The organism is Enterobacter sp. DVT3837, from assembly GCF_056238685.1.
The window spans coordinates 907,591-922,098 of record NZ_JBWDLA010000001.1; the positions used below are offsets into that span (position 1 = coordinate 907,591).

Here is a 14,508-nt window from a genome sequence, read left to right on the forward strand (position 1 = left end):
CTCTCCGGGCTCACACTTTATCATTTTGATAATTTGCTATTAAATCCCATAATTATTTATTGATTTTCCTTAAGTTGAAAATAGTTAATTACTAATACTGCATAGTCATTCCTCTCATAATTTTTATTCTTTTAAAATCAACAGGATAACAAAATATTTCAAATGATTAAATTCCACAAAATAATAACAACTCCAAATAACACCAGCGCATCCTGCTTAGCTATTCACCCGGCAATTATATCCAATTAATCATTATCTGATGCGAATCATGCAAATGAAAACAAACCGCTTAATATCCGGTTTCACGTGAGCAATATCACAATACGGATTATTTAACCGCCTAGTATGAACCTCGAAATCAATTGAGCTTAGCCGCCATGGAAATAATCACATCACATGGCGCATGCCCTTTTTATTCTGAAAAACAGTTAAAGGAATAATTATGGAAAAGCATTATGTCGGTTCTGAAATTGGTCAATTGCGTAGCGTTATGCTGCACCGTCCAAATTTAAGTCTGAAACGTTTAACGCCGTCGAACTGTCAGGAATTACTCTTCGATGATGTGCTCTCGGTTGAACGGGCGGGTGAAGAGCACGATATTTTCGCAAACACACTGCGCGAGCAGGGTGTGGAAGTCCTGCTGTTGACCGACCTTCTTACTCAAACGCTTGATATTGCAGAAGCAAAAGCCTGGCTTCTCGAAACCCAAATCTCTGACTACCGCCTCGGGCCAACCTTTGCAGGTGATGTGCGCGGCTGGCTGGCGGATATGCCGCACCGTGAACTGGCGCGCCGGTTAAGCGGCGGATTAACCTACGGTGAAATTCCGGCAGCCATTAAAAATATGGTGGTGGATACCCACACGGCGAATGATTTTATTATGAAGCCGCTGCCTAACCATTTATTTACTCGCGACACTTCCTGCTGGATTTATAACGGCGTGTCCATTAACCCAATGGCTAAACCGGCTCGCCAGCGTGAAACCAATAACCTGCGGGCCATATATCGCTGGCATCCTGCGTTTGCCGACGGTGATTTTATTAAATATTTCGGCGACGAGAATATTAATTACGATCACGCGACATTAGAAGGTGGTGACGTATTAGTGATTGGACGCGGCGCGGTATTAATCGGCATGTCAGAGCGCACAACGCCACAGGGTGTGGAATTCCTTGCTAATAGCCTGTTCAAACACCGCCAGGCCGAGCGCGTGATCGCCGTTGAATTGCCAAAACACCGCTCCTGCATGCACCTCGACACCGTGATGACCCACATCGACGTGGACACCTTCTCCGTCTACCCGGAAGTGGTGCGCAAAGATGCCCAGTGCTGGACGCTCACCCCGGACGGACGCGGCGGTCTGCTGCGTACTCAGGAAACCGACCTGCTCCACGCCATCGAAAAAGCCCTCGGCATTAACCAGGTGCGCCTGATCACCACCGGCGGCGATGCCTTTGAGGCCGAACGTGAACAGTGGAACGACGCCAATAACGTTCTGACCATCCGCCCGGGCGTGGTGATTGGCTACGAGCGCAACGTCTGGACCAACGAGAAATACGACAAAGCGGGCATCACCGTGCTGCCGATCCCAGGTGACGAACTCGGACGTGGTCGCGGCGGCGCGCGCTGCATGAGCTGCCCACTGGAACGTGACGGAATTTAAAGGAGTCATCATGGAACGAAAACCCACTCTGGTTGTGGCGCTTGGCGGTAACGCGTTACTGAAACGCGGCGAACCGCTGGAAGCGGAGATCCAGCGCCAGAACATCGAGCAGGCCGCCCGCACCATCGCCGGGCTGACGGAGCAGTGGCGCGTGGTGCTGGTGCACGGCAACGGCCCGCAGGTCGGGCTGCTGGCGCTGCAGAACAGCGCCTATGACAAAGTCACGCCCTACCCGCTGGACGTTCTCGGCGCCGAAAGTCAGGGGATGATCGGCTACATGCTCCAGCAGGCGCTGAAAAACAATCTTCCTCAGCGCGAAGTGAGCGTGCTGCTCACCCAGGTAGAGGTGGATGCCGCCGACCCAGCGTTCCGCAACCCGACCAAATATATCGGCCCGGTTTACAGCGAAGCTCAGGCGAAAACGCTGGCCGCGGAAAAAGGCTGGGTGTTTAAGGCCGACGGCAGCTACTTCCGCCGCGTCGTTCCCTCCCCGCAACCCAAACGCATCGTCGAGAGCGACGCGATTACGGCGCTTATCCAGCGCGATCACCTGGTGATCTGCAACGGCGGCGGCGGGGTTCCGGTGGTGGAAAACGCCAACGGCTATCACGGCATTGAGGCGGTGATCGACAAAGACCTCTCTGCCGCGCTGCTGGCGCGCCAGATCGAAGCCGATGCCCTGCTGATCCTGACCGATGCCGACGCGGTGTATCTCGACTGGGGCAAACCGACCCAGCGTCCGCTGGCACAGGTAACACCGGAACTGCTCAGAGGCATGCAGTTCGACGCCGGATCGATGGGACCAAAAGTGGCCGCCTGCCGCGAGTTTGTTGAAACCTGCAACGGGATTGCCGGGATCGGCGCGCTGGCTGACGGCGCGGAGATCCTCGCGGGCGAGAAAGGCACGTTGATTCGCAACTAATTCAAATTTCAAAAAGGATTTACCCATGACCATCAACCTGAAAAACCGCAACTTCCTGAAACTGCTGGACTATACCCCGGCAGAAATCCAGTACCTGATCGACCTTGCCATCGAACTCAAGGCCGCCAAAAAAGCCGGACGTGAAAAGCAAACCCTGGTCGGGAAAAACATCGCCCTGATCTTTGAAAAAACCTCCACCCGCACCCGCTGCGCTTTTGAAGTCGGCGCGTTTGACCAGGGCGCACAGGTCACTTATCTCGGCCCAAGCGGATCGCAGATCGGCCATAAAGAGTCGATGAAAGACACCGCCCGCGTGCTGGGCCGCATGTACGACGGCATTGAGTATCGCGGCTACGGCCAGGCCATCGTTGAAGAGTTGGGCGAGTACGCGGGCGTACCGGTGTGGAACGGTCTGACTGATGAGTTTCACCCCACCCAAATCCTCGCTGACCTGATGACCATGCTGGAGCATGCGCCAGGGAAAACCCTGCCGGAGCTGAGCTTTGCCTATCTGGGCGACGCGCGGAACAACATGGGCAACTCCCTGATGGTCGGTGCAGCCAAGATGGGGATGGATATCCGCCTCGTGGCACCGAAATCTTTCTGGCCGGAAGCAGGGCTGGTGGAACAGTGCCGCGCCATCGCCAAAGAGACTGGCGCGCGCATCACCCTCACTGATGACGTGGAAGAAGGCGTTCAGGGGACTGACTTCCTCTACACCGACGTGTGGGTCTCCATGGGTGAACCGAAAGAGGCATGGGCCGAGCGCGTCAGCCTGATGAAGCCTTACCAGATTAATGCTCAGGTGATGAAAGCCACTGGCAACCCGAACGTCAAGTTCATGCACTGCCTGCCGGCGTTCCACAACGAGCACACCAAAGTGGGCCGTGAAATTGAGATGGCTTACGGCCTGAAAGGGCTTGAGGTGACGGAAGAGGTCTTTGAATCACCGAACTCTATCGTCTTTGACGAAGCAGAAAACCGCATGCACACCATTAAAGCGGTCATGGTGGCGACACTCGGCGACTAATCACCGCCCGGCGCACCACGGGGTGCGCCGGGTTCAGGAGAACATCATGGGCAAGTTCAAGTTTCCCTCCGCTTACACCATTCTCTTTTTTCTGATTGCCGTTGTGGCGGCGCTGAGCTGGGTTGTTCCGGCCGGTCAGTACCAGATGGCGATGAATGAAACCCTTGGCAAAGAAGTCCCGATTGCCGGAACGTACGCGCACGTGGCGGCGCACCCGCAGGGGCTGGTTTCCGTCCTGATGGCCCCCATCGCCGGGCTGTACGATCCCGTTTCCGGTCAGGCCGGGGCGATCGACGTGGCGCTGTTTATCCTGATCATCGGGGGATTCCTCGGGATCGTCACCAAAACCGGGGCGATTGACGCCGGGATCGAACGTGTGACGACCCGCCTGCGCGGACGCGAAGAGTGGATGATCCCGATCCTGATGGCGTTGTTTGCCGCAGGCGGCACGATCTACGGCATGGCCGAAGAGTCACTGCCTTTCTATACCTTGCTGGTGCCCGTCATGCTGGCCGCCCGTTTTGATCCGGTGGTTGCCGCCTCTACCGTGCTGCTCGGGGCGGGGATCGGCACGCTCGGTTCCACCATTAACCCGTTTGCCACGGTGATCGCCGCCAACGCCGCCGGGATCCCCTTCACCCACGGTATTGCCCTGCGCGTGGCGCTGCTGGTCATCGGCTGGGTCATCTGCGTGGCATGGGTGATGCGCTACGCCCGTAAAGTTCGTCAGGATCCGTCTCTCTCTATCGTCGCAGACAAACAGGAAGAGAACCGCGCCCATTTCCTCGGCAACAAGGGTGAACAGTCGCTGGAATTTACCCCGGTGCGCAAAATCATTCTGGTGATCTTCGCCCTCGCCTTCGCGGTGATGATCTACGGCGTGGCGGTGCTGGGGTGGTGGATGGCAGAGATCTCGGCGGTGTTTCTCGCCAGCGCCATCATCGTGGGGCTTATCGCCCGTATGAGTGAAGAGGAGCTTACCTCAACCTTTATCAACGGTGCGCGAGATTTGCTGGGTGTCGCGCTGATTATCGGCATTGCGCGCGGTATCGTAGTTATCATGGATAAGGGCATGATTACCCACACCATTTTGCACAGCGCGGAAGGTCTGGTCAGCGGGTTGTCCACGGTGGCGTTTATTAACGTGATGTACTGGCTGGAAGTTGTTCTGTCGTTTCTTGTGCCTTCTTCATCCGGCCTGGCCGTACTGACGATGCCGATCATGGCACCGCTAGCCGATTTCGCTAACGTCAACCGCGACCTGGTAGTTACGGCTTACCAGTCGGCCTCCGGCATCGTTAACCTGGTCACGCCAACCTCAGCAGTGGTGATGGGCGGGCTGGCTATCGCCCGTGTGCCTTACGTGCGCTACCTGAAATGGGTTGCGCCGCTGCTGGCGATCCTGACGGTGGTGATTATGGTGGCGCTAAGCCTGGGTGCCTTGTTGTGATTTGCCGGATGGCGCTGCGCTTATCCGGCCTACGGATCGGTGCAGTGCCACCGGTTATTTCAGGAACTAATATGGGAAACATGATGGATTACGAAGCGTACTCTCCCAAAGAACAACTGCAGCTAACGGTGTGCCAGCGTCTGATCGCCGAAAAGAGCTATCTTTCACAGGAAGAAATTCGCCGCGACCTGCAGGAGAGAGGGTTTGACAGCATCAGCCAGTCGACCGTTTCGCGTCTGCTGAAATTGCTCGGCGTCATAAAAATTCGAAATGCCAAAGGGCTAAAGATTTATTCGTTGAATCCCCAACTGCGCCCTGCCCCCGATGCCGCGCGTACCGTTTCTGAAATGGTGGTGAGCGTGGAGCACAATAGCGAGTTTATCCTCATTCATACTGTCGCCGGATATGGCCGCGCGGTGGCGCGTATTCTGGATTACCACCAGTTACCGGAAATTTTAGGCGTGGTGGCAGGCAGCAGTATCGTCTGGGTCGCTCCCCGGGTGGTGAAGCGTACCGCGCTGGTGCATAAGCAAATTAATTATTTACTCAGAACGAATTAATATTCACAAAGAACCGTTTGCATTGAGTAAAGCGTGCATTAAATCGCTTGATCCGAAAATCGGGGTGCGTATAATGCCCGACAATTTGCCGGGAGGAAGCATGGTCAAGCGTGTACGACATAACGTCTTACCGCGTCTGAAATCAGACGCTGGCCTGCCGTTTTTCTTCCCGTTGCTAAACCTATTCCCAGAGCCCCTCATTTGAGGGGCTTTTTTTTGCCCGGCGTCAGGAGATAAACATGAATCCGCTTTATCAAAAACACATCATTTCCATAAACGACCTCAGCCGCGAAGAGCTGGAACTGGTTCTGGAAACCGCGGCAAAACTGAAAGCTAATCCGCAACCGGAGCTGCTGAAGCACAAGGTGATTGCGAGCTGCTTCTTCGAAGCCTCTACCCGTACGCGCCTCTCCTTTGAAACGTCCATGCACCGCCTGGGCGCGAGCGTGGTCGGCTTCTCTGACAGCAGCAACACGTCGCTGGGTAAAAAAGGCGAAACGCTGGCGGATACCATTTCAGTTATCAGTACTTACGTAGACGCGATTGTCATGCGCCATCCGCAAGAAGGGGCGGCGCGTCTGGCGACCGAGTTTTCCGGTGGCATTCCGGTGCTGAACGCCGGTGACGGTGCCAACCAGCACCCGACGCAGACCCTGCTGGATCTGTTCACCATTCAGGAAACCCAGGGCACGCTTGAAAACCTGAACATCGCGATGGTCGGTGACCTGAAATATGGCCGTACCGTCCACTCGCTGACCCAGGCGCTGGCGAAATTTAACGGCAACCGTTTCTTCTTCATCGCCCCGGACGCGCTGGCGATGCCGCAGTACATTCTCGACATGCTGGACGAGAAAGGCATTCAGTGGAGCCTGCATGCGAGCATCGAAGAGGTGATGAGCCACGTGGATATTCTGTATATGACCCGCGTGCAGAAAGAGCGTCTGGATCCGTCCGAATACGCCAACGTGAAGGCGCAGTTCGTGCTGCGCGCCAGCGACCTTGAGGGCGCGCGCGACAACATGAAGGTGCTGCACCCGCTGCCGCGTATTGATGAAATCACCACCGACGTGGATAAAACGCCGCACGCCTGGTACTTCCAGCAGGCCGGGAACGGCATTTTCGCTCGCCAGGCGTTACTGGCACTGGTTCTGAATCGCGAATTGGCTCTGTAAGGGGAAACGACAATGACACACGATAACAAACTCCAGGTTGAAGCCATCAAGCGTGGCACTGTGATCGACCACATCCCTGCACAGGTAGGCTTTAAGCTGCTGACGCTGTTCAAACTGACCGAAACCGACCAGCGCATCACCATCGGCCTGAACCTGCCGTCAGGCGAAATGGGTCGTAAGGATCTGATCAAGATTGAGAACACCTTCCTGACCGATGAGCAGGTGAACCAGCTGTCCCTGTACGCGCCGGACGCCACCGTCAACCGCATCGACGAATATGAAGTGGTCGGCAAATCCCGTCCGAGCCTGCCGGAGCGCATCGAAAGCGTGCTGGTCTGTCCGAACAGCAACTGCATCAGTCATGCTGAGCCGGTTTCTTCCAGTTTTGCAGTGAAAAAACGCGCTGATGACATCGCACTCAAATGCAAATACTGCGAAAAAGAGTTTTCTCATTATGTGGTGCTGGCCAACTAATTGAGGTTGGTAAAGGATCCCGGCCTCCCTATAATGGCCGGGAACATTTAATCAGCTGTTATTCTGGAGAAATCATGACCAAAGTACTCGCGACGGAAAATGCACCAGCGGCTATCGGCCCATACGTTCAGGGCGTTGATCTGGGTAGCATGATTATTACCTCTGGCCAGATCCCGGTGAACCCGAAAACCGGCGCTGTGCCGGAAGACGTGGCGGCACAGGCGCGTCAGTCGCTGGAGAACGTGCAGGCAATTGTGGAATCTGCCGGTCTGAAAGTTGGCGATATCGTGAAAACCACCGTTTTCGTGAAAGATCTTAACGATTTCGCGACCGTTAACGCCACTTACGAAGCCTTCTTCACCGAGCACAACGCGACATTCCCGGCGCGCTCCTGCGTGGAAGTTGCACGTCTGCCAAAAGACGTGAAAATCGAAATTGAAGCGATTGCCGTTCGTCGCTAATTCGCTTTTGCGATAAAAAAGGCAGCCTGGCTGCCTTTTTTGTTGCCCGCTATTGATTGCGCGTCGCGCGCAGCAGCGTCTCCAGCGGATAAACCGCCGCAATCACCACTTCATCCTGAACTTTCGCCGCGTTATCCAGCTCGCGTTGAATCGACGCGATCTCTTTATCATCCAGCGTCCCCTGACGGGCCACCAGATCCGTCAACCTCAGACCAATGGAGGCAAGCTTGTCCACCTCCTGGATAACCGGTTTTATCGCCTTCAGCTGGTAGCTATTTTCGCTTAATGCCAGCGCATCGCTGGTGTTGCTCTGCCAGCGGTTGAAGACGTGACGCAGCGCGTCAGCACTTTCCGTGTCTTCTGCATCGCTGACCAGACGGTCAGCCCATTTGTTCATCTGGCGCACGGTGGAACTTTCGGCGTTCAGCGCATCGGCGAACCGGTTAAGCGGCTCAAACTGATGATAGTTTCCGGCCTGGAACTTCAGATGCTGACGCGTGTAATACTGTGCCGGCTCTACCGCCTGGGCGAGGATTTGCAGCGGCAAGGTGTCGGCATTGTTCGCCAGCCGCGTGAACTGCACCTGCTGCTGGGTATGCTGCTGCAACCCGACCGATACCGTCGACCAGCTGTCCATTGCCTGCAGACGGGTATACATGTTGTCGACATCGTTGACGTCCTGCGCGGACCACAGCCGCTCCGCCACTGCAAAAGTACGCGGCCACAGGCGGATATCCAGCACCGGCGCCACCACGTTTTCCGCCCACAGCGCGGCTTCACCGCCGAGCAGGTTGGCCTGATTCGCTACGTCCGGCACGACAGGTGGAATGCCTTTCGGCACGTCGTCCAGACGCGTGCCGCTAATCGGGTAGCGCGTATTCCCCACGAGGAAATAGCCGCTCAGCTTATCGTTTTCAACGGAGACAACCGGCCGCGTTTCGCCCATCCAGGTATCGACGGTGAACGTCACCTGGCTGTCATCACGCCATTCAATATCCTGCACCGCGCGGCGGGATTTCCCGGCGAAATCAATAAACCCGCGCCAGCCAGATTCCCCTTTCACCAGGGTGAAACTCCCTTCTACCGGTTTACCTTTCAGACGCGGCATGGAGAAGGCCCAGCTCTGGACGCTGTCAGTGTCGGCAATCACATCCACACCGTTTAATCCCTGTGGGACGATTTCATTGCGATAGTGATAGGCCGTGGACTGAGGCTGGTCGAGATAGAAGCCTGTCGAGAGAATACCTTTGTAGCCGCTTTGTGCCACCTGCCCCAGCGCGTCCTGCCCCTGCCAGGACTGGATCAGAATGCTTTTTGGCAGATCCGGGTGGTAGATCTCGTCCCAGCCGACCATCTGGCGGTGATGTTTTTCAAGGATCGTCTCCAGCTTGCGGTTGAAATACGCCTGCAATGCGTGGCTGTCCGCCAGTTTGTGGTCGCGCATAAACTGTTGAATGGTCGGGTTCGCTTTCCACTGGCTGTCATCCACCTCATCACCACCGATATGCAGATACGGATCGGGGAAGATCGCTGCCAGTTCGCTGACCATCGCATCAGCAAAGGCATAGGTTGCGTCTTTAGTGGGATCCAGTACCGGCTTGAGCACACCCCAGTTACGCTCCATTTTGTATGGCCCCGGCGCACTCATCAGTTCCGGGTAAGCCACGGCAATGGCCGACGCGTGGCCCGGCATGTCGATCTCTGGCACCACGCGAATACCGCGCTCGGTCGCATAGCGAACGACCTCGCGCATCTGCTCAGGCGTGTAAAACAGCCCGTCGCTGGCAAGCTGAGTGAGCTTTGGATAGCGCGTCGAGCTGAAGCGCCAGCCCTGATCGTCGGTCAGATGCCAGTGCAATACGTTAAGTTTTGCGGCAGCCATACCGTCGATCTGGCGCTTGATATCCGCCAGCGGGATAAAGTGACGCGCCGAATCGAGCAGCAGCCCGCGCCACGGGAAGCGTGGCGAATCTTCAATGGCAACCCACGGCAGCGAGGTGTTTTCCGCGCCGTTCTGTATCAGCTGGAGCAGGGTTTCCATGGCGCGCAATGCGCCGAAACGGGTGTTGGCGGAGATATCGACACCGCTGGCATCCACCGTCAGCTTATAGCTTTCATCGCTATCCGGCAGCGGCTGGGGCTTGACCTTTCTGGCGATGGCAATGCGGATGGTCGGTTTTTCCGGCTTTTCAGCCTGCGGCTGGAGCGTCCAGCCCGTTTGCAGAGCGATGCGCTGGCGAAGGCGGTTGACGGCGTCACCGAGATCGTCCCCGCTGACGCTAATGGAAACGTTGTTGCTGAGCACCAGCGTGCCCTGGGTTGTCGGGCGTTCGACCTTTGCAGGCCAGGGCATCAGGGGGAGATCGCCTGCCGGGGCGGCAAACGCAGAGAAGCCGAGCATCAGCCCGGCGGTTAAGAGACTGTACCGTAACATGAATGTTCCTTATCTGACGGGCCAAATAAAGGCAAAACATTCTGTTAACATGCGCTCAATTTGTCGTCAAGCGAATGCGCCGACGGAGATCACAGGTTGTTGAATTTGAGAGGAAAGCCAGCTGCCGGGTGGCGGCTTCGCCTTACCCGGCCTACGTTCGGATCGTAGGCCCGGTAAGCGCAGCGCCACCGGGCTTGCCGTTACTGCCATCCATACCGACGGCTGTAGAATCCTTTCACCATCTGCGTCAGTACCATGTAACCCGCAAGGATCGCCACCAGCCATGGGAAGTAGCTCAGCGGCAGCGCCTGCAGCTGCAGGTAGCTCGCCAGCGGCGAGAACGGCAGCGCGATCCCAAGCGCCATCACAATCCCCGTCATCACAATCAGCGGCCACGCGGCACGGCTCTGGATGAACGGAATGCGGCGGGTGCGGATCATATGCACAATCAGCGTCTGCGACAGCAGCCCCACCACAAACCAGCCAGACTGGAACAGCGTCTGGTGTTCCGGCGTGTTGGCATGGAACACAAACCACATCAGGCAGAAGGTCAGGATGTCAAAGATGGAGCTGATCGGGCCAAAGAACAGCATAAAGCGCCCCAGATCGGCCGGGTTCCAGCGCTGTGGCTTCTGGATCTGTTCATCGTCCACGTTATCAAACGGGATCGCCACCTGAGACACATCGTACATCAGGTTCTGGATCAGCAGATGCAGCGGCAACATTGGCAGGAACGGCAAAAATGCACTCGCCACCAGAACGCTGAAGACGTTTCCGAAGTTGGAGCTGGCGGTCATTTTGATGTACTTGAGCATATTCGCAAAAGTACGACGCCCTTCGATAACCCCTTCCTCCAGCACCATCAGGCTCTTTTCCAGCAGAATGATGTCGGCCGCTTCACGGGCAATATCCACCGCACCATCCACGGAGATGCCAATATCCGCTGCTCGCAGGGCGGGTGCATCGTTGATGCCATCGCCCATAAAGCCCACCACGTGACCTTCACGACGCAGCAGGGTGACAATACGTTCTTTGTGCATCGGCGTCAGGCGGGCAAACAGCGTGGTGTGCTGCGCCAGTTTTGCCAGTTCGTCGTCGGAGAGATGCTCAATATCGCTCCCCACCACCACATCACCCGCATCCAGCCCCACTTCGTGGCACACTTTCGCCGCCACCAGTTCGCTGTCCCCGGTGAGGATTTTCACGGTAATCCCGCTCGCCTTCAGCGCTTTCAGCGCCGGTGCGGTGGTCTCTTTCGGCGGATCGAGGAAGGCGATGTAGCCCTCGAGGATCAGATCGGATTCGTCAATACGCTGATAATCCCCCTCGCGGGCTGGCAGGAACTTGCTCGCTACCGCCACCACGCGCAGCCCCTGGCGGTTCAGGTTGTCGGTGACGCGCTTGATGCGGCGCAGCATGGTGTCGTCCAGCGGCACGATGTCACCGTTATAGCGCACCTGCGTTGACACATTCAGGATCTCCTGCAGCGCACCTTTGCAGATCAGCTGATGGACATCCGCCTGCTCGCTCACCACCACCGACATACGGCGGCGCTCGAAGTCGAACGGGATCTCATCCACCTTCTGCCAGCGGCCAGAGAGCGTGCGGGCAGACTCTTCATCCACCCCTTCCAGCACCGCGACGTCGAGCAGGTTTTTCAGCCCGGTCTGGTAGTGGCTGTTCAGCCACGCGCTGTGCAGGACACGCTCGCTGGTTTTACCGGAGATATCGGTGTGGTTCTCCAGCACGATTTTGTCCTGCGTCAGGGTGCCGGTTTTATCGGTGCAGAGAATGTCCATCGCGCCAAAGTTTTGAATGGCGTCGAGGTGTTTAACGATCACTTTCTGTTTAGAGAGCTTCACCGCCCCACGCGCCAGCGTAGAGGTCACAATCATCGGCAGCATTTCCGGCGTTAAGCCGACGGCCACGGAGAGCGCAAACAGCGCCGCTTCCCACCAGTCGCCTTTGGTATAGCCGTTGATCAGCAGTACGATCGGCGTCATCACCATCATAAAGCGGATCAGCAGCATGCTGACGCGACCAATCCCTTTCTGGAAGGCATTGGGTTCACTCTCCTGCTCACTGACGCGCCCGGCAAGCTGACCAAACCAGGTGTTGCCCCCGGTGGCGGTGACAATCGCCTGCGCGGTGCCGCTCACCACCGTGGTTCCCATAAAGCACAGGGTATCGCACTCGAGCGGGTTCATCTGCTGCGGGTCGCGGCTGCGCGCCACCTTTTCCACAGGCAGGGATTCCCCGGTCAGGGAGGCCTGCGCGACAAACAGATCGCGTGCCTGGATGATGCGTAAATCCGCCGGGATCATATCCCCTGCGGCAAGCTTCACCAGATCGCCCGGCACCAGCTGGTCGATGGGCAGTTCCACCCAGGCGTTTTCGCCGAGTTCGTTAATCACGCGCGAGACTGTCGCGGTGTTACTGACCATCGCCTTCAGGGCATCCGCCGCTTTGGTGGACCGGGCTTCCTGAATAAAGTTCAGCAGCGTGGAGATCCCCACCATCAGGGCAATCACGCCTGCGGCAAACAGATCTTCCGTGGCATAAGAGATGATGCCGAGCACGGTCAGCAGCAGGTTGAAGGGGTTGCGGTAGCAGAGCCACAGATGCACCCACCACGGAGACGGTTTTTGCGCCGGGATCTGGTTATCGCCATGCAAGGCGCGGATTTTTTCCACTTCGGCCGCATTCAGCCCTTCCGGGTGTCCGCCAAAGGCGCGCCAGACTTCGTTTTCATCCATTGCTGCCACATTCAGGCAGCGCTCGGTCAGAGAAGCGGGGATCGCCGCGCCAGCCATGTTTTTGGCATTGGGCAGCGGGTCGCGCTGAACCAGGCGATGTGGCAGGTGGCGGCTTAACAGGGCCTGTAGTTGCCGGGTAATATTTTTCAACATAGTCATTCCTCCACATCCGCAAACGCGGACGCAGCATTTCCTTCAGGCGTGGCAAGGCCGTACCTGAGAGGCACTCAATTTTTCAAGCAGGAACGTTTATGACGTTGCTGCCTCACGCCGGTGAGACAGCAAAAGGCTGGCTTACCGGAAAGAACGTCTTCTCCCGTTCAGGAGAGGTGTGGGATCGGGATCCATGAAGCCTCCGGTAAGTAAAAAACAGGGTGTCGCCGCGCAGTATAAGGATTTAAGCGTACCCTTTGTGATGATTCGGGCGGTATTATACCCCCCTGCAAATAAACCGAACGTAAACCAGACTTTGCCCATAGCGAAATTGTGCTCAGTCATTAGGCTCAATTAACCACTTTGTTGTTGTTACAGGGAATACAGCATGCAGAACCGCCTTACGATTAAAGACATCGCGCGTTTAAGCGGCGTGGGGAAATCCACCGTGTCGCGCGTGCTGAACAACGAAAGTGGCGTCAGCGAGCGTACTCGCGAGCGCGTTGAAGCGGTGATGAATCAGCACGGTTTTTCCCCTTCCCGCTCTGCGCGTGCCATGCGGGGACAGAGTGACAAGGTGGTGGCCATTATTGTTTCGCGTCTGGATTCGCTGTCGGAAAACCTCGCCGTTCAGACCATGCTGCCCGCCTTCTATGAACAAGGCTACGATCCGATCATGATGGAGAGCCAGTTCTCTCCCCAACTGGTTGAAGAGCATCTGGGGATGCTTCAGCGACGCAACATTGACGGCGTGGTGCTGTTTGGTTTTACCGGCATTCAGGAAGAGATACTGAAACCCTGGCAACCTTCGCTGGTGCTGTTGGCGCGCGATGCCAACGGTTTTGCCTCCGTTTGTTATGACGACGAAGGCGCGATTATCACCCTGATGCAGCGACTATTCGATAAAGGTCATCGCCACATTAGTTTCCTCGGCGTGCCGCACGCGGACGTCACTACCGGCAAGCGTCGCCACGAAGCCTACCTGGCATTTTGCAAAAAGCACAACCTCTCTGCCGTGGCCTCCCTGCCGGGGCTGGGGATGAAGCAGGGCTACGAGCAGGTCGCCAGCGTCCTGACGCCGCAGACCACCGCGCTGGTGTGTGCCACGGATACCCTGGCGCTGGGTGCGAGCAAATATTTGCAGGAACAGGGCATCGACGATCTGCAGGTCGCGAGCGTCGGCAGCACGCCGCTGATGAAGTTTCTGCACCCGGAAATTATTACAGTCGACCCGGGCTACGCCGAGTCCGGCAGACAGGCCGCCACACAGCTGATCGAGCAGATCAACGGGCGAACTGAGCCGCGCCAGATCGTTATTCCTGCCCACCTCTCTTAACCCCCGCTCAACGGTTTATTGTGATCTTCGCCCGATTTCGGGAACGTTCCCATTTTCGCCGTTACGATGAAGGAGTAGGCTTGCGCTCAGGTCATTA

Annotated in this window: 12 protein-coding genes and 1 pseudogene; 10 read left to right on the forward strand and 3 right to left on the reverse strand. The window is 56.7% G+C overall.

Going from position 1 to position 14,508, the window contains the following annotated elements; genetic code table 11:
* Positions 1 to 442: 442 nt before the first annotated feature.
* The 5 genes from arcA to AC0XWG_RS04475 all read left to right on the forward strand — a co-directional run bounded on the left by arcA (position 443) and on the right by AC0XWG_RS04475 (position 5,625).
* A complete protein-coding gene (gene arcA / locus AC0XWG_RS04455; protein ID WP_008501384.1) occupies positions 443 to 1,663 on the forward strand; it encodes an arginine deiminase in 1,221 nt (406 codons plus the stop codon).
* Between the two features lie 10 nt (positions 1,664 to 1,673).
* Positions 1,674 to 2,585 (forward strand): carbamate kinase, encoded by a 912-nt coding sequence (gene arcC, locus AC0XWG_RS04460; protein ID WP_128348270.1) that lies wholly within the window; start codon positions 1,674 to 1,676, stop codon positions 2,583 to 2,585.
* Positions 2,586 to 2,610: 25 nt separating this feature from the next.
* Complete coding sequence (gene argF, locus AC0XWG_RS04465) at positions 2,611 to 3,615, forward strand: ornithine carbamoyltransferase (protein WP_119935755.1); 1,005 nt, start codon at positions 2,611 to 2,613, stop codon at positions 3,613 to 3,615.
* Between the two features lie 46 nt (positions 3,616 to 3,661).
* Positions 3,662 to 5,065 (forward strand): YfcC family protein, encoded by a 1,404-nt coding sequence (locus tag AC0XWG_RS04470; protein ID WP_028016504.1) that lies wholly within the window; start codon positions 3,662 to 3,664, stop codon positions 5,063 to 5,065.
* An 80-nt stretch (positions 5,066 to 5,145) separates the two neighbouring features.
* Positions 5,146 to 5,625, forward strand: a complete 480-nt coding sequence (locus AC0XWG_RS04475; protein WP_028016503.1) for an arginine repressor — start codon at positions 5,146 to 5,148, stop codon at positions 5,623 to 5,625.
* Positions 5,626 to 5,628: 3 nt separating this feature from the next.
* Here AC0XWG_RS04475 and AC0XWG_RS04480 read toward each other — a convergent pair.
* Positions 5,629 to 5,746, reverse strand: a pseudogene (locus AC0XWG_RS04480) (hypothetical protein).
* Here AC0XWG_RS04480 and AC0XWG_RS04485 point away from each other — a divergent pair.
* From AC0XWG_RS04485 to ridA, 4 genes are all read left to right on the forward strand, one after another.
* On the forward strand, positions 5,726 to 5,830 hold the full coding sequence (locus AC0XWG_RS04485) for a pyrBI operon leader peptide (protein WP_022646880.1): 105 nt from the start codon (positions 5,726 to 5,728) through the stop codon (positions 5,828 to 5,830). The pseudogene AC0XWG_RS04480 and the gene AC0XWG_RS04485 overlap by 21 nt on opposite strands.
* 34 nt (positions 5,831 to 5,864) lie before the next feature.
* Entirely contained in the window at positions 5,865 to 6,797 is a 933-nt protein-coding gene (gene pyrB, locus AC0XWG_RS04490; RefSeq protein ID WP_025759900.1) for an aspartate carbamoyltransferase, read from the forward strand.
* Between the two features lie 12 nt (positions 6,798 to 6,809).
* On the forward strand, positions 6,810 to 7,271 hold the full coding sequence (gene pyrI / locus AC0XWG_RS04495) for an aspartate carbamoyltransferase regulatory subunit (RefSeq protein WP_028016502.1): 462 nt from the start codon (positions 6,810 to 6,812) through the stop codon (positions 7,269 to 7,271).
* Positions 7,272 to 7,345: 74 nt separating this feature from the next.
* Positions 7,346 to 7,732, forward strand: a complete 387-nt coding sequence (gene ridA / locus AC0XWG_RS04500; RefSeq protein ID WP_014068687.1) for a 2-iminobutanoate/2-iminopropanoate deaminase — start codon at positions 7,346 to 7,348, stop codon at positions 7,730 to 7,732.
* Between the two features lie 49 nt (positions 7,733 to 7,781).
* Here ridA and AC0XWG_RS04505 read toward each other — a convergent pair whose 3' ends face one another.
* Positions 7,782 to 10,166, reverse strand: coding sequence for a beta-N-acetylhexosaminidase (locus AC0XWG_RS04505; RefSeq protein WP_475680417.1), 2,385 nt, complete (start codon positions 10,164 to 10,166; stop codon positions 7,782 to 7,784).
* Between the two features lie 200 nt (positions 10,167 to 10,366).
* Positions 10,367 to 13,075, reverse strand: a complete 2,709-nt coding sequence (gene mgtA, locus AC0XWG_RS04510) for a magnesium-translocating P-type ATPase (protein ID WP_475680418.1) — start codon at positions 13,073 to 13,075, stop codon at positions 10,367 to 10,369.
* 388 nt (positions 13,076 to 13,463) lie between these two features.
* On the opposite strand from mgtA, the gene treR reads away from it, so the two are divergent.
* Positions 13,464 to 14,411 (forward strand): trehalose operon repressor TreR, encoded by a 948-nt coding sequence (gene treR / locus AC0XWG_RS04515; RefSeq protein WP_028016499.1) that lies wholly within the window; start codon positions 13,464 to 13,466, stop codon positions 14,409 to 14,411.
* Positions 14,412 to 14,508 lie beyond the last annotated feature (97 nt).